Raw genomic sequence first — 19,799 nt, 5'->3', positions numbered from 1 at the left:
ACGACTGCGAGCGCCCTTGGTCTACATGCTGAAGCCCACGGCAGCTCATAGTAGGAGCTGTAGCCTGAGTGAATGCAGCCAGACTTCGAGAAGATGACTGCCAAGGAACTACTGCACTTCCATGGGCAAATATTGGTTGAGTTGAAGAGAAGGCAGCTGGTGCGAACAAGAAACGCACCACTTGGCGACATCGCGGAGCACCTTGCACATGCTGCGCTCGGTGGAACCATCGTCCCTAATTCAACGAGAAGCTATGACATCATCACGGCAGAAGGCAGTCGGGTGCAGGTCAAAGCGCGCGCGATCAGCGGCGTCGGTACGCAGGTCCTATCGGCACTGAGATCGTTCGACTTCGACTTTCTCGCAGTGCTGGTGTTCAAAGCCGATAGCTACGAGCTGCACGCGGCTCGCTTAGTGCCGAGGGAGGAAGTTGAAGGCAAGGGGCGGTTCAGCAGTCACGTCAACGGATGGCTAATCCCGGTCGCTTTAGCGATGACACTTGGTACTGACTTCACTTCTGAGATCGAGTACGAATATTCAAAACTCCGCTGATCTCCAAGGGGGAACGGACGGACTGATCTAGGGGATCGCGGGAAGATGAGAGCGGAAAGGTTCAGTCAGCTGAAGATGCTATCTGCCCTCGCGATTCGCCGAGAGCTTCCTGTCTTTCGGCCGTATTCATCCGTTGTTCAATTCTCACTCCGGCGGCTGCTTCTGGCGAGCGGCATCATTCCAACTGACCTTGCCCTCGCGCGCGTATAGCAACGACGGACCAATCGTGACCTACTAAGCCGACTCGCCGTCATCTGAATGAACCCAGCTAGTCTCTGTGGTGAGGACAGTGATGCCGTGCTCCATTAGCGGCATCATGTCAGGGACTGCATCGAGGAGAGCGGCTCTTGTTTCAGGGTCAGGGACGCCATCCGTCACACGTTCCCGCACGTCAGCCTCAGAAGCCGGTTCAATCTCTAGTTTCGAGATGGCCCATTCGGTTTTCATTCGCCGCTTTTTATGACTCAACGTGTTCGCGCGCTTCTCTTCGAGCTCGAAGCGTTGCTGCTCAACTCGATTCTCCAACCACAGCTCACGCTCCTCCCGGCGCGCCATAGTGAAGAGAACGGACAATAGTTTCTGATTGCGCTTCCTCGCGACGAACGCCGTCGCAGCTCCTGCACCAGCCGCAAATGCCGGTGCCATTTCGATGAGGTCTATCCACCAGGGGCTTCCATAATGGGAGCGTCGCACCTGAATTACGGAGGAATTTTCGGCCGTCCCCAGCAGCAGGTTGCCGGACGATTCTCGTGGAGGCCCTTCGAATCGGTTGGCGTGAAGCCGCGCCCCCACCAGAGACGCGAGACGCGCGATCGCTGCCACGGAGGAAGTGATGTCCGCAAAGAACTGAGGATCTACGTGTTCAGGGAGGGCGACCTGAATGCGAACTAGGCCCACTTCTAGGGGCTCGCCCACTACACCTGCGTGGAGATAGATACTCAGCTGATCCCCAGCGGGGTTGACCGTATCTACACTCATCTTGATGCCCTCAAGAACTGCGCTAGTCAGGTCCGCATGCATGAGAAACGCATCGCTTAAGTCCGCATTGGTGAGGTCCGCTGCAGTGAGCGTTGCCTCGGAGAAGCGAGCGCCGGTCAGAGTCGCTTCCCGAAGTTTCGCGGTGTGAAGGTTTGCATGAGACAAATCCGCGCGAGCCAAGTTGGCGAAACTGAGATCAGTAGAGGTCATTTTTGCCCATGTGAATATCGCGTCGGTGAAGTTACCTTTGTAGAAGTTGGCTTCGGTTAGGACAGCGTGGTCAAAGTTCGCTCCGGTGAAGTTGGCTCGCGTGAGGTCGGCTTGGGCGAGATTTGCCTCGGCCAAGACCGCCCGGGCAGCATCGGCGCTGGTGAAGTCCACGCCGCTGAGGTTCGCTCCGCTTAGGTCCACATCCGTGAGGTCCGCTCCGGCAAGGTCGGCGTCCCGAAGGTTCGCGTCGGTGAGGTCCGCTCCGCTTAGGTCTGCTCCTCGAAGGTCCGGTCGTCGAGACGACATCGACCGTCGATATTTATTCCAATTGTGATTGGAGGAGAGGAGAGCTTCCAGCGCCATGTGGTCCACAACAACGACATTAGTCAATAAATCTGATTATGCAGCTGTTACTCACCAATACCTCTCTCCAAGCCGTGAAGATGGATCGTCCAAGGACCATTGCTTGCCGGGAGCGCAGCAAACCCAAGGTCTTCGTCAACGGTTTACGCGCACTGGCGTCAGATGGAGCGCTCCGCGCAACGGTGATGGCGCCACAAACGAAACAGTCAGCCTGCCTTATGTTTTTCAAGGCATGTCTTACCCGACGCGGCAGTTACGATACAAGCCCTCTCGGAGCTTCATGATGCTTTGCTACCCTGACAGATACTCGATTACGGCCATGATGGCGGCATTTCTCATCTGCCTGGATCGCACCCTGCCAACGTAGAAGAGCGCTTGAAAGTCGGCTTCGGAGGCACCGAGTACGTCACCAATCGTGGTCAAGTTGAGCTCACGTAGCTTCGACTTCTGGAAATAGGTGAGATCCAGATTATTTACGCCGGCAGCAAGACGGGCATCCAGCGCCACGTTGCTATCTGACTGCAGGGATTCGATCCCCAACTGTTCTATTGGCTTGTATGACGGATGATTCGCACCGAATTCTTGCATGCGCTTGATGCTCAGACTTGATCTGACGGCAGATCCATACTGGACGGGTTCCGCGTCCTGGGCGAAGTTGCAGCCTAGATTAACAATGTATCTGGTGCCGACTTCGCTGCGAGTCGCACGGATCCCGGAGACACCCTCAAGGAGAATTCCGCTGTAACAAAGGAGACGAAGCGCTTCCCGCACGGCCTGCGGAGCATCCCGGTGAATCCATATAGCCGACGATGTTTCGGATGTTCCCTGATTTCGTGCGTAGAGGACGGGCAGAACGTCGCGTTCTATGAAGTTCCGGCCCCAATCGATGAGATCCCTATGCCCCGGATACCGTTCCGCCAGATTGGAGTGTTCGGCCCAGATCTCCTCCCGATAGTAGTTCCTGATGGTTTCCTGGACTCGAGCTCGATTGATAGGCGTGCTGGCAGCGAAAGTCTTGAGAAGAATTCGCGGATTTCCTGTGGCCGCAAATGCAAGAACGTCGAACGCCTCCCCGTATTGCTCGATGGAGCGCCTTAGGGTCACGTCCTGTTTCAGAACTATCTCCCGCATGGACGAGGCATATTTTGAGTCTGTGAGAGAGCGTTCGACGTCCAGAGCGGTCGCATCGTGGGTCGGCTGAAAAGACTCACCGTAGGAGGTGACCCCCGGGTACACCGCCGCCTTTACTGCCAATCTTGGACTTCGAAGGTCGCGCATGAGAGTGAAAAACTGTCGTTGTTGGTCCGGGATGAATACGTGCGCTGCCTCGTCAACCAAAAGGGCAATGCGCCTCAGTCCCAGCTCCTCGCAGAGGTCGTCGATGGCGTCCCTGAGTACGTCGGGGTCAGGGATTAGGCGTCCAGATGGAACGGGTTCTCCGTTCTTCCAGAACTCTTCATACTCGGTTTGGACCACATCGTCGATGGCGAGGCCAGCGGGGAACCTTGAAGGGGGAGCCATCAAGGCTGCAAGGGCACTCTCAGGGGGAAGTGATAGGCCGTACGTGACCAGGGCCCGCCTGATGGCTGACGAGATTTTGGAAATCATCCAGGGAATGAAGCCGTCTTCTGTCTGACGAATCAGACCCGCGCGCGCAAAGGTGACGTAGACAGGAAGGATTCTATCTACGTCGAAATCTCTCTTCAGTTCTGCTTCGGCCACTCGCAGAAGGAAGGATTTCCCAACTCCTCGACTTCCTCGCAGAAGTACAGGTGATCTTGACTTCAAGCGATCGACAACTGCTCGATCACCGGACGTCTCTACAAAGTAGCCGAGGACTTCGTCGAGTTGGAGGTCCTCGGTTCGGTAGAAGAGGTCCCCGCTACTGTTAGTCATTAGCCAATCCTAGAGATACGCGTATGGGATTAAGATGTCCGAATCGATTGATGAGCACTTCGCTCAATGCCGAGTCGGTATGGGCGTTGAGGTCCGCACCGTAGCGGATATAGAGCAGGAACAGAACAGCTGTTCCGCACGATGATGCGTGGGTGCACCAGCCGCTGACTGCCTCGCTGCTGTAGTCCAATGCCTCGGGCAATGAATCGGACACTTTCGCTTTGCCATGAATGAATTGGGAGCAGTATCTGTAAGTGCGCGCAGCATCTCCAGCATATTTGCGTGCATCATCTCTGCACTGAGGGGCGAATTCGTCAACAAACTGCTTCGACAGCAGACCAGTCTCTTCATCTAGCGCCCTAGACCACGAAAAGTCGCTCTTGTCGGATTTCCATCGCCTTCGCTCGAATTCATGAACGGAGAAATGGACCGCTGCGAAGCTCAACTCGAGAAAAAGACGAAGGCTGGCAAAGGCTTGGCGGTATAGACCTAAAGCTGCACAAAATTCGGCAAGCGCCAGCTCGCGTCGCGCTGCACGAAGTTGATCGACCTCGGGACCCGTGATCAGATCCACCCACAGTCTGAGGTCATCGTCGACTTGGTGCACCGCGCCCAAGGCAGCCCGATGATCAGCAACAGCCGACTCAGAACACCGAGACGCCGCCGCTTGGAGGTCTTGCAGATACTGACGCATGTCGACTGACGCAGCCGAGTCCAGGGGCTCGTTCATCGAAGTCTCCCTCTGCTCGAATGGCGGGCGGTCCCTCACAGGCTAGCAAGAGAGAAACCGCGCTTCGATCGCCCATTGCGGCAAAGGCCCCGATCCTGCTGGATTCTGTCGTGCGGCGGGATGATGAGTACTTAGATTATGTCGTCAGCGGGGCAAGGGCGTCCCGCGTCCAACTGGACAACGCGCGAGGCGCGCCTCAGGAGGGACACAAGCTGGCGATCACCACACTCGACCGCTTGAGACGCTCCACCGGGAACATGCTGGCGTTGGTCGATCAACTCAAAAGCAAGAGCATACGTCTCCGCTTTCTGAGTCTAGGCGGGGGTTACATGGACACCAGCAAGCCTTGGGCGGCATGGCGTTTGCTGTCATTGCCGTGCCGGCGCGGATGGAGCTTGAGATAAGGCGCGAGTGGATCACTGACAGTCTGAGCAAGCGACACGCAGCAGGAAAGTTCAACGATCGACGAATGAAGAACGCCGCCCGTCTGATTCAGTCGGGCGAGCCAGCGGCTCAGATGGCCCCTGATTTAGGGATGTCTCGGGCAGCGCGCTTCATCGACGCGTGACTGCCCTTCAAGCAACGGCGTTTGGATCCGTGCGCAAGCTCCTTGCCGCACTGCTCAGGCACCAGCCCTAACGGCACCCGTGGGCTTCTATGCGTCAGGGGAGTATGCCGTCCTCACCTATCCCAGCACCTATTTCGGTAGGCGCTTCATTATGGGGCTGGAACACCAACTTCCCCGCTGAACCTCCAGAATCGAAGGCTATTTGAATGCGTCTGCCAATTCGTCCTCAACCTTTTGATTCGCAAGCCGATAAGCGGCGATATCGAGGGGCATCGGTGACTCAAGCGCATCAAGCCCGAGCACGACTGCGGAGTAAGCGATGTGGAAGTAGTCGCAGGCGGCGCTCTCGAATTCTCCCTGTTCAGCGAAGTGCTGAGCCATCCGGTAATCGTCGAAGCTTCCATAGGCTTTTCGAAGGAAGTCCTGGAGCGAAATCTCGACCACCTCTCCATCCCAACTCATGAATCCCAGAAGAATCTCGGTTATCTCAGACTCATTCGAAACTACGACTTCCATCTGTGGAAGGAAGGAAGGGTCGCCCTCAACTAACGCTTTGTGCATGACTGTGAGTAGATCATCAGGGGCGTATATGCGCGTGCTTATAGTAGATTCCATACTTACGCCCGAGAGGAAATCGAGAAGGGCAGACTTCCACGCTGCACACCAATGGAGGTGAAGTTCTATATTCTGTATGAACCGATTCCACGCGAGGTGATTTTTTCGCGATACCGTTTGATAAAAGGTTGTTCCTTGACCTGAATCAACTGCAGCTATCGCTGCAAGGACGGCCTCAGGCGGTCTAAGAGTGGAGACCTTAAGTGTGCCGGAGTTGTGCCAATCCGCGACTCGCCACTCCCCACCTAGGAAGTAGTGGGAGAACTTATCAGGATACGAGATCGCAATCGAGTCATAATGCAAGTCGTTCTGGACAGCTACGCTTACCGCCATCTCGGCTGGATACCGGCAATCTTCATCGTAAGCATCTTGAACTGAACGATGCATCGATTCCACATCTACATAGTTCATCTCGGGTAAGGCAAAGTACAAGCCGAAGGGGTAGATAATCTCAGTGTCATCTCCCGCGTAATCTACGTCCATTAGGACGTAGTCGTGGATACCCATCTTGCTGAGATTCTGCTGCATGCCTTTCAAACCTGTTTGCCGGCCATCTTCGTCGCTGAATAGGAAGATCGTGTGCTCAGGACATACTTCCACTCCCGATTGTGGAGGAAGAGCAGTCACGAGCTTCGCCTGCACCGGTTTCCCTTGGTGGTCCACATTCAACTCGTAGCCCGATAACTGGAAACGCCCGGAATGAAATAGTTCAGAGAATGGAAGCAACAACTCGTGCCATTCCGTTGAGACGGCGATACATCTCAGTTGGTCCAGACGAACGCCCTCATTCTTGCCCAGCAGGCCGGCATACTTGAACAGCTCGTGAACGCACTGCCTTGCAGCTGCGTTGCTTCGCTTAAGCTCGATCACAACTAGCAAGCCGTGCCGGTCTTGAGCCAGTATGTCGATGAACCCTTTAGATCCTACGTTGTTGGGTAGATGGTACTCAGTCTCGAGGAGTTTGAGTCCAGGCTCGATGATATCGAGATCAGCGGCCAAGAAGTCGCGGATCACGGCTTCGTTGTAGGTCATCGGTAGCTCCTTCGCTATGTAGCTTTCGTGCCCTAGATCGACAGCGATAAATCGCCTGGGGCGCCGATCAACATCAGCGGCTTCTCAAAGATGAGCTTCCGAAAGGATGCTGTTCATCACTGATGAGACCTGAAACAACCTCAACACCGATGGAGTCCGCATACGCATCGTTCAGTCAGTGCGAGTCACGGATTGTCCGGTGCAACTTCAATCCCCACGAGAACACTGTAGTCACACGCAGCCAGGTTCGCGCTAACAGCGGTGACCAAGTGACGCTTGAAAGGAAATCTTTGTGATGTGAGGTGACCTAGCGCTGTGTCGTTGTCAATTCCAAGGTGACGAAAAAGTGACGATAAGGCAAAGATCAGCAAGGAATACCCGAGCATGCAGAGGAGATTGTATTTGTCAAGCGCTTTCAGCCCGAACAACGCAGAGATGGCCCTACTTCCCTGAATCTGAAGGGTGTAGGGGCTTCCTATGGAGAGCCTCCTGCCAGAGTCGAACTGGCGACCTTCTCATTACGAGTGAGACGCTCTACCGACTGAGCTAAGGAGGCTAGTTGTTGGGCGCCAGGCTGAAACCTGGCCCGTTCAACAAGGAATAACTGTATAAGAGCGTAAGCTCACCGGTCAAAATCAGCAGCGGGCGCCGTCGTCGGGAACCGTGCCGTCGATGAGGAAGTCGTCAACGAGCGACTCGATGCACTCCCCGGAGCGGCCGTAGGCGGTGTGCCCCTGGCCTTCCCAGGTCACGTGGACGGCGGATTCCAACTGATCGGCGAGGGCTAGTGACCACTCGTAGGGGGTGGCCGGATCCCCGGTGGTTCCGATGACCACCATCGGCGGCGCGCCCGGCGCGCTGGCCGGCGCAGGTTCATTGACGGGCTCGTATTCCCAGTTCTCGCAGGCCAGAGCGCCATAGCTCAGGTACTCACCGAACACCTCCGACGACGCCTCCAGCGCCTCGGCCTCCGCTGCCATGGTCTCTGGGTCGGCAGACATTGGATAGTCCAGGCAGGTCACCGCGGTGAACGCATCGGAGGCATTGGTCAGGTATTCCCCGGTCGGCTGCCGTTCAGCGCTCAGGTCGGCGAACCGGAGGAACTCCGTGGGATCGCCCTGGAGTGCACGGTCGATCGCTCCCGTGAGCGCAGGCCAGCTTCCGCTGTCGTACAGGGGAAGGACGAAGCCCTGGAAGAACGTTCCGATGGTCACCAGCCGGCCGTCCGACGCAGTCATCGGACTGGCCTCAACCGACTCGAAGAGGTCATCGACGACGGAAACGCCCTCCTCGACATCACCGGGGAGCGGGCAGTCGCTCTGCGACTGGCAGTCTGCGATGTAATTACGAAGAGCCTCATCGAACGCCGCGACCTGACCGGCCGTGATCTCGGCAGAGCTCAGCGAAGGGTCCACAGCGCCGTCGAGCACCAAGCGCCCAACCTTCTCCGGGAACAGGCCGGCGTAGGCAGCGCCGAGCTGGGTGCCGTAGGAGAACCCGAGGTAGTTCAGCTTCTCGTCGCCGACGAGGGCGCGCAGAATGTCCATGTCCTTCGCGGCGCTCACGGTGTCAATGTAGCCAAGCAGCTCGCCCGACCGTTCGGCACACAGCTCGGCGTACTCGGCGGAATCTTCCTCGATGAGCGCGATCGCTTCCTCATCGGTCGCGTCCGGGGGAATCGTTTCTGTCCGGGCTTCCTCGCGTTCCTCATCCGTAAGGCATTCCACTGCCGACGATCGGTTGATGCCGCGCGGGTCGAATCCAATCACGTCGTAAGACTGGCGCAGCCGATCGCTGAGGAGGAACTCCGCGGAATCACGGACTGTGTTGTAGCCGGAGACGCCGGGACCGCCCGGGTTCATCAGGAGCGAGCCCTGAGGCTCGCCCGAGGCGTCAAGACGGATAGCCGCAATGTCGATCGACTGCCGACCCGGGTCGCTGTAATCCAGCGGCACCTTGACGGTGGCGCAGGCAAACTCACCCTCGCACTCCTCCCAGGTGATCTCCTGGGTGTAGAACTCCTGCAGGTTCTCCGGAACCTCGCCGATCACCTCTGGCGGCGCCGTCACCGCGCCGGTGTCCGGACCCGCCGTGCAGCCGGAGAGAACCAGACCGACGACGACGGCGGCCGCACCTGCCAGCGAACGCAGCGGTGAGCGGCGCACGGGTTTGGAGTGGTTCACGCGGAAAGTTCCTTCTCTGGCAGCAGGCTGACGGCCATCGCTTCGATGGCCAGCAGGGGGGCGATATTGGTTCCAACGATCCGGGTGCGCACTTTGTTGATGGCTTCAATACGGGCGAGCGTCTGCTCCGGTGTCCCGTGTTCCGCGTAGCGTTCAAGTTCGGGCCGCAGCGGCTCGTTCACAAGGTGTCCGCCGGCGCCGAGCTGAAGCATCAGGACGTCACGGTAGAACGAGGTGAGGTCGGTGAGGGCGCGATCGAAGTAGTCATTCTTGGAACGCTTGGCACGTCGGTTCTGGTCATCCTCCAACCGCTTGACCTGGGCACGGATGGCGGGAGGAAGAGTGCCCGATTCGGGTGCTCCGAGCGAGGTCAGCAGAGCGGCCTTTTCCTCAGCATCGCGCTGCTCAAAGGAGCTCTGCGCTTCAGCCTCAGCCAGCTTCACCAGGTCGGCGGCGGCGCGCATCGCGCCGGCAATGTTGCGCAGGTTGAGAGGCAACCGAACGATCTGGTTGCGCCGTTCCCGGGCATCGGAATCGGTAGCGAGCCGTTTTGCCACCCCAATGTGGCTTTGCGCGGCCCGGGCAGCTGCTTCGGCGATGATCGGGTCGATTCCATCGCGCTGCACCAGCAGGTCGGTGACGGCATCGACCGGCGGCACCCGCAGGCTGACGGAGCGGCAGCGGGAACGGATGGTCACAAGGACATCGCCGGGGCTGGGCGCACAGAGCAGCCAGATGGTGCGTGGCGGGGGCTCCTCAATGGCCTTCAGCAAGACGTTGGTACTGCGTTCCTGCATGCGGTCCGCGTCCTCCACGATGATGACGCGCCACCGGCCGGTGGACGGTTTATCCTGGGCCTTCTTCACCAGCTCACGAGCCTCGTCGATGCTGATGGTGACTTTCTCCGTGGTCACGTTGGTGACGTCCGCGTGCGAGCCGGCCAACGCCGTCGTGCATCCTTTGCACTCACCGCAGCCGCGTTCGGCCAGTAATGGGCGGTCACATAGCAGGGCAGCGGCGAACGCCCGTGCGGCATTTGATCGGCCGGAACCGGGAGGACCGGTGAACAGCCAGGCGTGGCTGGGCTGCTCGGCTGCTGCGGCGCGGCGGAGCTGTTCAACTGCAGCTGCCTGACCGGTCAGGAATGTCCAGACGCTCATGCGAGCCGTTCCCGTACGGACTGTGCGATGACTTCCGCGATCGAATCAACCGGGTCGGATGCATTCAGCACCAGGTACTGTCCAGGGTTGGCTGAGGCCTGCTGGCGGAACGCGGTCCGGATCTGCTCATGGAAGGAGTCCGGCTCGGATTCCATCCGGTCCTCCTCGGCTGCACTGGAGGTTCGGCGCCCGCGTCCTTCGACGTGGTCAACGTCCAGCAGCACCGTGAGGTCCGGGCGCAGTCCCTCGACAGCCCACATGTTGATATCCAGCACGCTGTCCGCACCCAGGCCCCGGCCCACGCCCTGATAAGCGACCGAGGAGTCGATGTACCGGTCACACACCACCACCTCGCCGCGCTGCAGGGCCGGCAGGATGACCTGATGCACATGGGCGGCGCGGGCAGCGGCGAAAATCAGGGCCTCAGTGCGGGCGTCAATATGGCCGTGCCCGTGTTCGAGTACGAGGGAACGAAGCTTTTCACCGATCTCCGTGCCGCCGGGCTCGCGGGTACGGATGACCGCATGGCCGTCCGCCTCAAGCGCTTCGGCAAGCCGCGTGGCCTGGGTGGACTTGCCCGCGCTGTCTCCGCCTTCGAACGCGATGAACATGCCAGCGGTGCGGCGGGGAGTCTGAGATGTCACTGGTTCAGCCTACCGACTTGCCCTGACGAACCGCGTTTCAACGGATGGTTCTGTGGATCACCGGGATCGAGCGGGCGCCCACAACCGCTGATCGCGCCAGAATCCGTAATAAGCGCCCGGTCGATGCAGGGACCGGGCGCCCGGACCAACTAACCTGATCGAATGACCCAGCACGCGAACCTTGCCCCGGATACGCTCACTGTGGCCGCAGGCCGCCCGCGGCGTGAGCACGATTCTCCTGTCAACCCGCCGATCGTGCTGTCGTCGACTTTCCACGAAACTGTTGCCCCCACGGGCAGCGACCGTATCTATGCGCGCATGTCCAACCCCACCTGGGATCCCTTCGAGGAGGCCCTTGCGGAGCTCGAGGGTGCTGCGCTGCCGGCACTGGCCTTCGCGTCGGGGCTGGGAGCTGCCGCGGCGGCCCTTTCGCTTGTTCCCACCGGGGGAGTAGTTGTCATCCCGCGCCACGCGTACGGTGGCTCCGTTTCGCTGGCGCTCGCCGAGGAGGCCCGCGGGCGGCTCACCGTTCGGCAGGTGGATGTCGCGGACACCGAGCAGGTGCTCGGTCAGCTTGAAGGCGCCGACATGCTGTGGCTCGAAAGCCCCACCAATCCGATGCTCGAGGTCGCCGAGACCGCTGTCCTCGCCGACGCCGCCCATGCCGTGGGCGCCCTCGTCGTCGTCGACAACACTTTCAACACACCGCTGGTGTGCCGACCGCTGGATTACGGAGCCGACGTCGTTCTGCACTCGGTCACGAAGTATCTTGCCGGCCATTCCGACGTCGTGCTCGGTGCACTGGTCACCTCCAACCCTGAGCTGCGTGACCAGCTGACGTCCTACCGCACGCTCCACGGGGCGATCGCCGGGCCGTTCGAGGTATGGCTCGCGCTGCGCGGACTGCGCACCCTTGCACTGCGGATGGAGCGCAGCCAGGCCAACGCGATGGAACTTGCGCGGCGCCTTGCCGGGCATCCCGCGGTCGAGCGGGTCCGCTATCCGGGACTTCCCACCGATCCGGGCCATAAGCGCGCCACCGCACAGCTCAAGGGCTACGGCGGCATCATCAGCATCGAGCCGGCTGGCGGACGGGAAGCCGCGGACGCCCTCGTGGAAGCGGTCCGCCTGTGGCTGCCCGCCACCTCCCTCGGTGGCGTGGAATCGCTGATTGAACGACGACGACGCCAGCCCGGGGAGCCGAAGACGGTTCCGGAAGCGCTGGTCAGATTGTCCGTCGGTATCGAGAACATCGAGGATCTCTGGGCGGATCTGGAAGCAGCACTCTCCTCCGCGCCGGATAACCGCTAGGCTGATTCCGTGGAAATCGTGCTGTTGACCGAGTTTTGGCTGTTCCGGGGTCTTGCCTTCCTCGCGCTCGGTATCGAACTGTGGGCGCTGGTCGACTGCGCGCAGCGCAAGCCGGCATCCTTCGAAGCCACGTTCAAGCGCACCAAGAGTTTCTGGTTGGGCATGACCGCAGGCGCTGCAGGCATCGGAGCGCTCACAGCCCTGTTCGGCGCCGCCGGACTGTTCGGGCTGCTGCAACTCGTTGCCATCATCGCGGCCTGCGTCTACCTTGCAGACGTGAAGCCGGCGGTCAGCGAAGTCCAGGGTAGCGGGCCGTACGGGCCCTGGTAAGCCTCGGCCTTCTTAGCGGGGCGCTACCGCATCCCAGGCGACTGTCACTTCTCCCAACCGCCACCTCGCCGGGCCGTCAAGAAGCGGCCAACCGGCGTCGCGCATGGACGTGCACATACGCAGCCAGCGTTGCCGGTTTCCGAATGATCGCAGCGGCGCTGCATCATGCCAGGCGCGATCCAGCGTCTGCAGGTAGTCGAATACCCGCTCCCCGGGAACGTTGCGGTGGATCAGCGCCTTGGGCAGCCTCTCGGCCACATCGGAGGGCACCTCGAAACCTCCGAACCGGAGGGAAATACTCAGTGACAGTGGTCCCTCCGGGGTGATCGCCACCCACGTCGACCGTCGTCCGATCTCGTCGCAGGTCCCGTCGATGAACAGCCCGTCTGAGGATAACCGGCCGCGCACACGGTTCCAGTGCGCCAGATACTCTTCCTCACCGTACTGACGCAGTACGTTGAATGCGCGTACGACGACGGGACGCCGTCCGCCCAGCGGAACCTCGAATCCGCCCTGCACAAAGCTTAGGCCCGGGCGTGCAAGCGGAAGAGCTGCGCGGACGCGCTCAAGGTCGATCTCAACACCGACCACCTCAACATCGCCCCGGAGCGCCCGCAGGCGGGAGAAAAGTTCGACGGCGGTCACCGGCGTAGCGCCGTACCCGAGGTCCACCACCAGGGGATCATCAGCCCCGCGGATGCGCCACGCCTGGGGTCCGGTCAACCACCGGTCCATGCGCCGGAGACGATTGGGATTCGTGGTGCCGCGGGTGATCGCTCCAACCGGCTGTCCGGGCTTTCGTTCTGGCACCGTTCAAGGTTACGGGTAATGAAAGGTCCATCGGCTGCACTTCGTGTGCCCCTCATGCCCAAATACGGCAGACTTGAGCCATGACTTCTTACAAAGTGATCCTGCTGCGCCATGGCCAGAGCGAGTGGAATGAAAAGAACCTTTTCACAGGCTGGGTGGACGTGGCACTGACGGAACTGGGCCGCAAGGAAGCTGTGCGGGGCGGTGAGCTGCTGGTGGAACACGACATCCTGCCGGACATCGTCTACACCTCACGCCAGAAGCGCGCAATCATCACTGCGAACCTCGCCCTCGAAGCGGCAGATCGCAGCTGGATCGACGTCAAGCGCGACTGGCGCCTCAACGAGCGTCACTACGGAGCGCTGCAGGGTAAGGACAAGGCCCAGACGCTTGCCGAGTTCGGTGAGGAGCAGTTCATGGAGTGGCGCCGCTCCTATGACACGCCGCCGCCGCCCCTCGACGATTCCAGCGAGTATTCCCAGGCCAATGACCCCCGCTATGCGGACCTGGGCGAGAACGTGCCGCGCACCGAGTGCCTGAAGGACGTACTCGAGCGCTTCCTGCCCTACTGGGAGTCGGACATCAGCACGGACATCAAGTCCGGCAAGACCGTTTTGATTGCAGCCCACGGTAATTCGCTTCGTGCTCTCGTCAAGCATCTTGACGGCATCAGCGACGCGGATATCGCCTCGCTGAATATCCCGACGGGCATTCCTCTCGTGTACGAACTGGACGAAAACCTGAAGCCGGTCAAGGCCGGCGGTACCTACCTCGATGCCGACGCCGCCGCTGCCGCCATCGAGGCGGTCGCGAATCAGGGCAAGGCCAAGCACTGACTTCCTGCCGGTAGTGCTTCCACCCTGCACCGGGTGGAATCAAACCTTCACAACGACGACGGCCCGCCTCCTGGGGAAGGAAGCGGGCCGTCGTCGTTTGTCCGGCAGGTGGGTCAGTTGAGCGGAGCGCTGGGCTGCCACTCACCGGTGACGAGGTAGGTGACCTTCCGGGCAACAGAGACGCCGTGGTCGGCGAACCGCTCGAAGTAGCGGCTGGCCAGCGTGACATCCACGGTGGTGGGCGCCGAGGCGTTCCAGTCCGCTGCGGCAACCGCCTTGAACACCCCCGCATGAAGTTCGTTGACCCGCGCGTTGTGGGCGTAGATTTCGTTGCTCAGCTCAAGATTGCGGGTTTCGAGCAGCTCGGTCACCTTGCTGGCGATTGCGATGTCCAGCTGCGCCAGCTCGTTGAAGGTGGGCCGGATGCTTTCGGGGATGACATTCTCCGGGAAGCGAAGGCGGGCGAGCTGCGCGATGTGGCGGGCCAGATCGCCCATGCGCTCGAGCGATGCGCTCATCCGCAGCGCTCCCACGATCATGCGCAGGTCACTTGCGACCGGGCCCTGAAGCGCAAGCACGTCGATGGCACGCTCGTCGAGGTCGTTCTGCAGGAAGTCGATGCGTGCATCCGCGGCGATAACCTCCTGGGCCAACTCGGTATCAGCTCCCTCGAACGCCGTCGTGGCCTTCTGCATGGCCTCGGAAACCAGCTTCGAGATCTCGATGAGTTCTTCGCCGATCTGGTGAAGCTCCGCCTGAAAAACCTTACGCACGTGGGCGTCCTTTCCCTTTGAGGTACTGAACGGGCGCAGATGCGCAGTCCTGTCCAGCACGTTTTCAGCTGCCTCTTAACTGTTACGCACCTTTAGGTGAACGTTAGTTGAACCACTGGGCCAATGCCACCGGATCAGCAGGGTGCGGTGTAACCACGGCCTAAGCTAGATCCGTGGATCCTGTACTGCTGAGCCTCGTCGCCGGGCTGGTTGGCCTCGCTATCGGCGTGGCCGGCGTCCTCGCCTTTCGGGCGAGCGAGGCGCAGCGCCGTGCGCGCCTGGATTCCGACGAACCAATTCTTCCCAAGGGCGCCGCCGATGTGCTGTCCGTCGTAGGGCGTGCCTACGTCATCGTGGACGCGATCGACGGCGTTGTCCGCGCCAGTCCCGCCGCCTACGCTTTCGGGCTGGTTCGGGGCCACACCATCGTGCACAGCGAGCTGCTCGAGCTCACTGCGCGCGTGCGGAGGGACGGCGTCATCGAGGAGCGCCAGCTGGAGCTGCCGCGCGGGCCGCTGGGTCAGGGAACCATCATCGTCCAGGCCCGCGTCGCCGCACTGGGCGAGGAGTACATCCTGATCCTGGCAGATGACCGCACGGAAATAACCCGCACCGAAGAGATTCGCAACGACTTCGTCGCGAATGTGTCCCACGAACTGAAAACCCCGGTGGGTGCCATCTCCCTCCTCGCCGAGGCGCTGGAGGATGCCGCGTCGGACGAGGTGGCTGTGCGCAGGTTCGCCCAGCGGATGCACAAGGAATCCGGCCGCCTGTCGGCACTTGTCCAGGACATCATCGAACTGTCCCGGCTGCAGGGAACGGATGTGGTCCGCCGCGGAAAGCCGGTCAACATCAACGCCGTGCTCGCGGAAGCAGTGGACCGCAACAAGCTCCCGGCGGAAAGCAAGCAGATCGAGATCGTGGTCGGCGGCACAATCGATGCGCCGGTTTTCGGAGACCCGGACCTTCTCATGACCGCCTTCCGCAATCTGATCGACAATGCCATCCGCTACTCGCCGGAGGGAACCAGGGTCGGTGTGGGTCTCCGCTCGCGGGACGGGCTGGCGCAGATTTCCGTGACCGACCAGGGCCTGGGCATCACGCCCGAGGAGCAGGAGCGGATCTTCGAGCGCTTCTACCGCATCGACGCGGCGCGCTCACGCCAGACCGGGGGAACCGGCCTCGGACTCAGCATTGTCAAGCACGTCGTTTCCAATCACGGCGGTGAAGTGACCGTCTGGTCCCAGCACGGTCAGGGCAGCACGTTCACGGTGCGTCTGCCGGAGATGGAAACCACGGACGACGACGCCGGCCTGGCACCCGCTGCCGGCACCGCCGGAGGCGCGCCCACCGGAAGCAAGAAGCACGAGAGTGTGCAGAGCACCAAGGGCAGGACTGCCCAGAATCAAGGAGTTGAAGCGTGAGCCGCATCCTGATCGTTGAGGACGAAGAGTCCTTCAGCGACCCCCTGTCCTATCTGCTCGGCAAGGAGGGCTTCGACGCCGTCGTCGTCGACAACGGACTTGATGCGCTGACCGAGTTCGACCGTGCCGGAGCCGACCTCGTGCTCCTCGACCTGCAGCTACCGGGCTTGTCCGGAACCGAAGTGTGCCGTCAGTTGCGCCAGCGTTCGAGTGTGCCGGTCATCATGCTGACGGCGAAGGATTCGGAAATCGACAAGGTCGTGGGCCTGGAACTGGGTGCCGATGATTACGTCACCAAGCCCTACTCCTCACGCGAACTTGTGGCACGGGTCCGCGCCGTTCTGCGCAGGCAGGGTGAACCGGAGGAGCTGATCTCCAGCACGGTGGCAGCCGGACCTGTGCGCATGGACGTGGAGCGGCACGTTGTCAGCGTCAACGGCAACCAGGTTTCCCTGCCGTTGAAGGAGTTCGAGCTCCTCGAGATGCTGCTGCGCAATTCCGGCCGGGTGCTGACGCGCGGCCAGCTCATCGACCGGGTGTGGGGGTCGGACTACGTCGGTGATACCAAGACGCTCGACGTCCACGTCAAGCGGCTCCGTGGGAAGATCGAGCCCGATCCGTCTGCGCCCCGGCACCTGGTGACCGTGCGCGGACTCGGGTACAAGTACGAGCCCTAACCCCAGAGGGAAGAGCGGGAACACAAAAGGCGCCGGTCATTTCCTGACCGGCGCCTTTTTCGTGGGTTTTAGTGCTCTTCTTCGGCGGCCGCTTCGCCGGCTTCCTCGGAAGGAGAGGGTTCCGGAGTAAATCCTCCGGGAACGTATTCGCGGTACTCCTCGAGGGTTCCGTCCAGAACCGGTACACCGAACGTGGCGGTCTCGGAGTTCACACTGAATTCGAGGTCAACCAGCGACCCGGGAACTTCACTGACGCCTTCAAGGGTGCCGTCGTCGTCGACCTCGTCCTCGAAGACGTACTTGTCGTTGGCTTCGATCGTGATCTGCGAGCTTTCGTTCTCGCCGTCGATCGTGACCTGGACCGGGGAGTCGGAGTCGTTGATCATGGTTCCGAGCAGTGTGCCCGGCTCGCCCTCACCGGAGGTGATGATCAGGATATTGCGCAGCTTGACCGGACCAACTGACTCGACGATTCCGTCGGAAGCCGCGTACTGGATAGTCGTGGCCTGTTCATTCACTGCTGAACAGCCGGTTGCTCCAAGGACAGCCAGCACAGCGGCACCGGCAGTGGTTGCCAGCTGTACTCGTTTCTTCGGGGCACTCTTCACGGCACAAACTCCTGTGGGTAGCTGGTCACGCGGACCGACGGATAACGCTAGGGAACAGCCTATCGGCAATGAGGGCGATTCTTGGACTTCGTTGAGCCTCCCTGACCGAACACAGTGCGTTGACATGCACCTAATTCGCCCCGCGTCAAGAGCGGAATGATAGCCAATTGATCGTCGATCCGCCCGCTGACCTGCGAAAACGCGTAATCGGCGTGTCGGTTTCGTGATAAACTGATCTGCGGGAAAGGGGATTATCCACATGGTTTTTGAGGTTGGCGAAACAGTTGTTTACCCTCACCACGGCGCTGCGAAGATCGAAGAGATCAAGATGCGCGTTATCAAGGGCGAAGAGAAGATGTATCTCAAGCTCAAAGTGGCTCAGGGTGATCTGACCATTGAAGTTCCAGCGGAAAACGTTGACCTCGTCGGGGTACGCGATGTTGTAGGCAAGGAAGGCCTTGAGCACGTTTTCGACGTACTCAGGGCGGAATTCACCGAAGAGCCCACCAACTGGTCGCGCCGCTACAAGGCAAACCTGGAGAAGCTCGCATCCGGTGATGTCATCAAGGTTGCCGAAGTGGTTCGGGACCTCTGGCGTCGGGATCACGATCGCGGATTGTCTGCAGGGGAGAAGCGGATGCTGGCCAAGGCCCGCCAGATCCTCATCTCGGAGCTTGCTCTGGCAGAGAAGACTGACGAAGAGAAGGCAGCCACAGTACTCGACGAAGTACTGGCTTCCTAGGAAGAAAAAGGACCGCGTTATCGCGGTCCTTTTCCTTTTCCGGTGCCTCTGCAGCGGACGTTTGCAGTTGATGCTTGCAGTGCGCAAGCGCCTCTGTTCCTTCGCGTAGGGTGAAGCTGTGTCTGAAGATCCCTCACGCGTTGGCGTGATCGTTGTCGCCGCAGGAGCGGGGGAGCGCCTCGGTCGAGGCATCCCCAAAGCGCTGGTTCAATGTGCCGGTCGCACGCTCCTTGAGCATGCGCTCCATGGCGTCCTGACCTCTGCAGTTGCTGCACACGTCACGGTGGTCGTGCCACGCGGGGACAGCCAGTTGCGCTCAATCGTTGCCGCTCAGACCCACCCCCAGGTCACCATGACAGCGGTCGACGGCGGCTCCAACCGGCCCGAATCGGTGCGAGCGGGACTGAACGCCCTGCCTCCCGATATCGACATCGTCCTCGTCCATGATGCGGCGCGGGCGCTCACGCCGCCCCACGTCTTCCGTGCGGTGGCGGCATGCGTGCGGAAAGGATCGGCCGCCGTCGTTCCCGGAATTCCGGTATCCGACACCATCAAGGTGGTGGAGGGAGATACGGTGACGTCTACTCCCGAGCGCGCCTTGCTCCGGGCAGTCCAGACGCCGCAGGGCTTCAACGCAGCAACACTCCGTACGGCACATGCAGATCCTTCGGCTGCCGCTTCAGCGACCGATGACGCGATGCTGGTTGAGATGCTGGGAATTCCGGTAACCCTGGCGCAGGGCGACCCTCTGGCGTTCAAGGTGACCACACCCCTTGACCTGACGCTCGCCGAAGCCATCCTCCAAGCACCCCAGTACGCCAAGGAGCAACAGTGACTACGAGTCTTCCCCGCACGGGTATCGGTGTGGACGTTCACGCATTCAGCCCGGAGGACCAACCGCAGCCCCTGTGGCTGGCCGGACTGGAATGGCCGGGCGAGCGCGGCCTCGCCGGGCACTCCGACGGTGATGCCGTTGCGCATGCGGCGGCAGACGCCCTCTTCTCGGCCTCCGGAACGGGCGACCTGGGAAGCAACTTCGGCACGGACCGGCCTGAGTACGCAGGCGCTTCCGGAATCACCCTGCTTGCGGAGGCTGCGCACATCGTGCGGACAGCGGGTTTCGAGGTCGGCAACGTTGCCGTCCAGCTGGTGGGAAACCGTCCCAGGTTCTCGCCGCGGCGGGCTGAGGCAGAGGCCGTCTTGTCAGAAGCTGTCGGTGCGCCGGTCACGGTATCGGCCACCACCACTGACGGACTGGGTTTCACAGGGCGGGGTGAGGGAATCGCGGCGATCGCGACCGCCGTCGTCGTGCGGGTGAACGGAGCAGACGCTGCCGGTGCGTGACCGCTGATTCGGT

Annotated in this window: 21 protein-coding genes and 1 tRNA gene; 11 read left to right on the top strand and 11 right to left on the bottom strand. The window is 60.8% G+C overall.

What is annotated here, in order from left to right; translation table 11 throughout:
* Positions 1-72 precede the first annotated feature (72 nt).
* The gene (locus AC5RU3_RS07305) at positions 73-552 is read left to right on the top strand and encodes a DUF6998 domain-containing protein (RefSeq protein ID WP_493965164.1); all 480 of its coding nucleotides are present in this window, start codon (positions 73-75) and stop codon (positions 550-552) included.
* A gap of 234 nt (positions 553-786) precedes the next feature.
* On the opposite strand, the gene AC5RU3_RS07300 is transcribed toward AC5RU3_RS07305, so the two are convergent.
* The 3 genes from AC5RU3_RS07300 to AC5RU3_RS07290 all read right to left on the bottom strand — a co-directional run bounded on the left by AC5RU3_RS07300 (position 787) and on the right by AC5RU3_RS07290 (position 4,729).
* Positions 787-2,103 (bottom strand): pentapeptide repeat-containing protein, encoded by a 1,317-nt coding sequence (locus AC5RU3_RS07300; protein WP_493965606.1) that lies wholly within the window; start codon positions 2,101-2,103, stop codon positions 787-789.
* A 291-nt stretch (positions 2,104-2,394) separates the two neighbouring features.
* On the bottom strand, positions 2,395-3,999 hold the full coding sequence (locus AC5RU3_RS07295) for a hypothetical protein (protein ID WP_493965163.1): 1,605 nt from the start codon (positions 3,997-3,999) through the stop codon (positions 2,395-2,397).
* A complete protein-coding gene (locus AC5RU3_RS07290; RefSeq protein WP_493965162.1) occupies positions 3,992-4,729 on the bottom strand; it encodes a hypothetical protein in 738 nt (245 codons plus the stop codon). Before AC5RU3_RS07290 ends, AC5RU3_RS07295 begins: the two co-directional genes overlap by 8 nt.
* Positions 4,730-4,749: 20 nt before the next feature.
* Between AC5RU3_RS07290 and AC5RU3_RS07285 the strand changes: the two genes are divergently transcribed.
* Together AC5RU3_RS07285 and AC5RU3_RS07280 are read left to right on the top strand one after the other, a co-directional pair.
* Positions 4,750-5,133 carry a recombinase family protein gene (locus AC5RU3_RS07285; RefSeq protein ID WP_493965161.1) on the top strand — a complete coding sequence of 128 codons (384 nt, stop codon included), beginning with the start codon at positions 4,750-4,752 and terminating at the stop codon, positions 5,131-5,133.
* Positions 5,085-5,297 carry a hypothetical protein gene (locus tag AC5RU3_RS07280; RefSeq protein ID WP_493965623.1) on the top strand — a complete coding sequence of 71 codons (213 nt, stop codon included), beginning with the start codon at positions 5,085-5,087 and terminating at the stop codon, positions 5,295-5,297. Before AC5RU3_RS07285 ends, AC5RU3_RS07280 begins: the two co-directional genes overlap by 49 nt.
* Positions 5,298-5,495: 198 nt before the next feature.
* Here the strand turns inward: AC5RU3_RS07280 and AC5RU3_RS07275 are convergent, their stop codons facing one another.
* The 5 genes from AC5RU3_RS07275 to tmk form a co-directional block, all read right to left on the bottom strand.
* On the bottom strand, positions 5,496-6,944 hold the full coding sequence (locus AC5RU3_RS07275) for an endonuclease NucS domain-containing protein (protein ID WP_493965160.1): 1,449 nt from the start codon (positions 6,942-6,944) through the stop codon (positions 5,496-5,498).
* 483 nt (positions 6,945-7,427) lie between these two features.
* Positions 7,428-7,500, bottom strand: a tRNA-Thr gene (locus tag AC5RU3_RS07270).
* 79 nt (positions 7,501-7,579) lie between these two features.
* Entirely contained in the window at positions 7,580-9,127 is a 1,548-nt protein-coding gene (locus AC5RU3_RS07265) for an alpha/beta hydrolase (protein WP_493965159.1), read from the bottom strand.
* The gene (locus AC5RU3_RS07260; protein WP_309069950.1) at positions 9,124-10,287 is read right to left on the bottom strand and encodes a DNA polymerase III subunit delta'; all 1,164 of its coding nucleotides are present in this window, start codon (positions 10,285-10,287) and stop codon (positions 9,124-9,126) included. Before AC5RU3_RS07260 ends, AC5RU3_RS07265 begins: the two co-directional genes overlap by 4 nt.
* On the bottom strand, positions 10,284-10,898 hold the full coding sequence (gene tmk, locus AC5RU3_RS07255) for a dTMP kinase (protein WP_309123817.1): 615 nt from the start codon (positions 10,896-10,898) through the stop codon (positions 10,284-10,286). The genes AC5RU3_RS07260 and tmk overlap by 4 nt, the downstream gene beginning before the upstream one ends.
* Positions 10,899-11,093: 195 nt before the next feature.
* Here tmk and AC5RU3_RS07250 point away from each other — a divergent pair, with 195 nt between their 5' ends.
* Together AC5RU3_RS07250 and AC5RU3_RS07245 are read left to right on the top strand one after the other, a co-directional pair.
* Positions 11,094-12,242, top strand: a complete 1,149-nt coding sequence (locus tag AC5RU3_RS07250) for a trans-sulfuration enzyme family protein (RefSeq protein ID WP_309071189.1) — start codon at positions 11,094-11,096, stop codon at positions 12,240-12,242.
* Positions 12,243-12,251: 9 nt separating this feature from the next.
* Positions 12,252-12,572: a DUF2516 family protein gene (locus tag AC5RU3_RS07245; protein ID WP_309071190.1), complete on the top strand. Its 321-nt coding sequence runs from the start codon at positions 12,252-12,254 to the stop codon at positions 12,570-12,572.
* Positions 12,573-12,584: 12 nt separating this feature from the next.
* Here the strand turns inward: AC5RU3_RS07245 and AC5RU3_RS07240 are convergent, their stop codons facing one another.
* Positions 12,585-13,307, bottom strand: a complete 723-nt coding sequence (locus AC5RU3_RS07240) for a class I SAM-dependent methyltransferase (protein ID WP_309123816.1) — start codon at positions 13,305-13,307, stop codon at positions 12,585-12,587.
* Positions 13,308-13,462: 155 nt separating this feature from the next.
* Here AC5RU3_RS07240 and AC5RU3_RS07235 point away from each other — a divergent pair, with 155 nt between their 5' ends.
* Positions 13,463-14,218: a phosphoglyceromutase gene (locus AC5RU3_RS07235; protein WP_309071191.1), complete on the top strand. Its 756-nt coding sequence runs from the start codon at positions 13,463-13,465 to the stop codon at positions 14,216-14,218.
* 113 nt (positions 14,219-14,331) lie between these two features.
* Here AC5RU3_RS07235 and phoU read toward each other — a convergent pair whose 3' ends face one another.
* Complete coding sequence (gene phoU, locus AC5RU3_RS07230; protein ID WP_309071192.1) at positions 14,332-14,991, bottom strand: phosphate signaling complex protein PhoU; 660 nt, start codon at positions 14,989-14,991, stop codon at positions 14,332-14,334.
* Positions 14,992-15,164: 173 nt separating this feature from the next.
* Between phoU and AC5RU3_RS07225 the strand changes: the two genes are divergently transcribed.
* Together AC5RU3_RS07225 and AC5RU3_RS07220 are read left to right on the top strand one after the other, a co-directional pair.
* Complete coding sequence (locus tag AC5RU3_RS07225) at positions 15,165-16,415, top strand: sensor histidine kinase (protein ID WP_493965158.1); 1,251 nt, start codon at positions 15,165-15,167, stop codon at positions 16,413-16,415.
* The gene (locus tag AC5RU3_RS07220) at positions 16,412-17,092 is read left to right on the top strand and encodes a response regulator transcription factor (RefSeq protein WP_309071194.1); all 681 of its coding nucleotides are present in this window, start codon (positions 16,412-16,414) and stop codon (positions 17,090-17,092) included. The genes AC5RU3_RS07225 and AC5RU3_RS07220 overlap by 4 nt, the downstream gene beginning before the upstream one ends.
* 68 nt (positions 17,093-17,160) lie before the next feature.
* On the opposite strand, the gene AC5RU3_RS07215 is transcribed toward AC5RU3_RS07220, so the two are convergent.
* The gene (locus AC5RU3_RS07215) at positions 17,161-17,700 is read right to left on the bottom strand and encodes a hypothetical protein (protein ID WP_309071195.1); all 540 of its coding nucleotides are present in this window, start codon (positions 17,698-17,700) and stop codon (positions 17,161-17,163) included.
* A gap of 259 nt (positions 17,701-17,959) precedes the next feature.
* Here AC5RU3_RS07215 and AC5RU3_RS07210 point away from each other — a divergent pair, with 259 nt between their 5' ends.
* The 3 genes from AC5RU3_RS07210 to ispF all read left to right on the top strand — a co-directional run bounded on the left by AC5RU3_RS07210 (position 17,960) and on the right by ispF (position 19,786).
* On the top strand, positions 17,960-18,442 hold the full coding sequence (locus AC5RU3_RS07210) for a CarD family transcriptional regulator (protein ID WP_056546372.1): 483 nt from the start codon (positions 17,960-17,962) through the stop codon (positions 18,440-18,442).
* 118 nt (positions 18,443-18,560) lie between these two features.
* Positions 18,561-19,277 (top strand): 2-C-methyl-D-erythritol 4-phosphate cytidylyltransferase, encoded by a 717-nt coding sequence (gene ispD, locus AC5RU3_RS07205; RefSeq protein ID WP_309071196.1) that lies wholly within the window; start codon positions 18,561-18,563, stop codon positions 19,275-19,277.
* Positions 19,274-19,786, top strand: a complete 513-nt coding sequence (ispF, locus tag AC5RU3_RS07200) for a 2-C-methyl-D-erythritol 2,4-cyclodiphosphate synthase (protein ID WP_309071197.1) — start codon at positions 19,274-19,276, stop codon at positions 19,784-19,786. Before ispD ends, ispF begins: the two co-directional genes overlap by 4 nt.
* Positions 19,787-19,799: the final 13 nt, after the last annotated feature.

It is taken from the genome of Arthrobacter sp. MDB1-55 (assembly GCF_059092925.1).
This window is presented reverse-complemented; position numbering and strand designations above follow the sequence as displayed.

Bases quoted from the DNA above. Each gene is read 5' to 3' on its own strand.
- AC5RU3_RS07275 (WP_493965160.1), bottom strand. From the start codon at position 6,944: ATGACCTACAACGAAGCCGTGATCCGCGACTTCTTGGCCGCTGATCTC.
- AC5RU3_RS07300 (WP_493965606.1), bottom strand. From the start codon at position 2,103: ATGGCGCTGGAAGCTCTCCTCTCCTCCAATCACAATTGGAATAAATAT.
- AC5RU3_RS07290 (WP_493965162.1), bottom strand. From the start codon at position 4,729: ATGAACGAGCCCCTGGACTCGGCTGCGTCAGTCGACATGCGTCAGTAT.
- tmk (WP_309123817.1), bottom strand. From the start codon at position 10,898: ATGTTCATCGCGTTCGAAGGCGGAGACAGCGCGGGCAAGTCCACCCAG.
- AC5RU3_RS07285 (WP_493965161.1), top strand. From the start codon at position 4,750: ATGGCGGGCGGTCCCTCACAGGCTAGCAAGAGAGAAACCGCGCTTCGA.
- AC5RU3_RS07295 (WP_493965163.1), bottom strand. From the start codon at position 3,999: ATGACTAACAGTAGCGGGGACCTCTTCTACCGAACCGAGGACCTCCAA.
- AC5RU3_RS07250 (WP_309071189.1), top strand. From the start codon at position 11,094: ATGACCCAGCACGCGAACCTTGCCCCGGATACGCTCACTGTGGCCGCA.
- AC5RU3_RS07210 (WP_056546372.1), top strand. From the start codon at position 17,960: ATGGTTTTTGAGGTTGGCGAAACAGTTGTTTACCCTCACCACGGCGCT.
- AC5RU3_RS07280 (WP_493965623.1), top strand. From the start codon at position 5,085: ATGGCGTTTGCTGTCATTGCCGTGCCGGCGCGGATGGAGCTTGAGATA.
- AC5RU3_RS07235 (WP_309071191.1), top strand. From the start codon at position 13,463: ATGACTTCTTACAAAGTGATCCTGCTGCGCCATGGCCAGAGCGAGTGG.
- AC5RU3_RS07305 (WP_493965164.1), top strand. From the start codon at position 73: ATGCAGCCAGACTTCGAGAAGATGACTGCCAAGGAACTACTGCACTTC.
- AC5RU3_RS07260 (WP_309069950.1), bottom strand. From the start codon at position 10,287: ATGAGCGTCTGGACATTCCTGACCGGTCAGGCAGCTGCAGTTGAACAG.
- AC5RU3_RS07240 (WP_309123816.1), bottom strand. From the start codon at position 13,307: ATGGACCGGTGGTTGACCGGACCCCAGGCGTGGCGCATCCGCGGGGCT.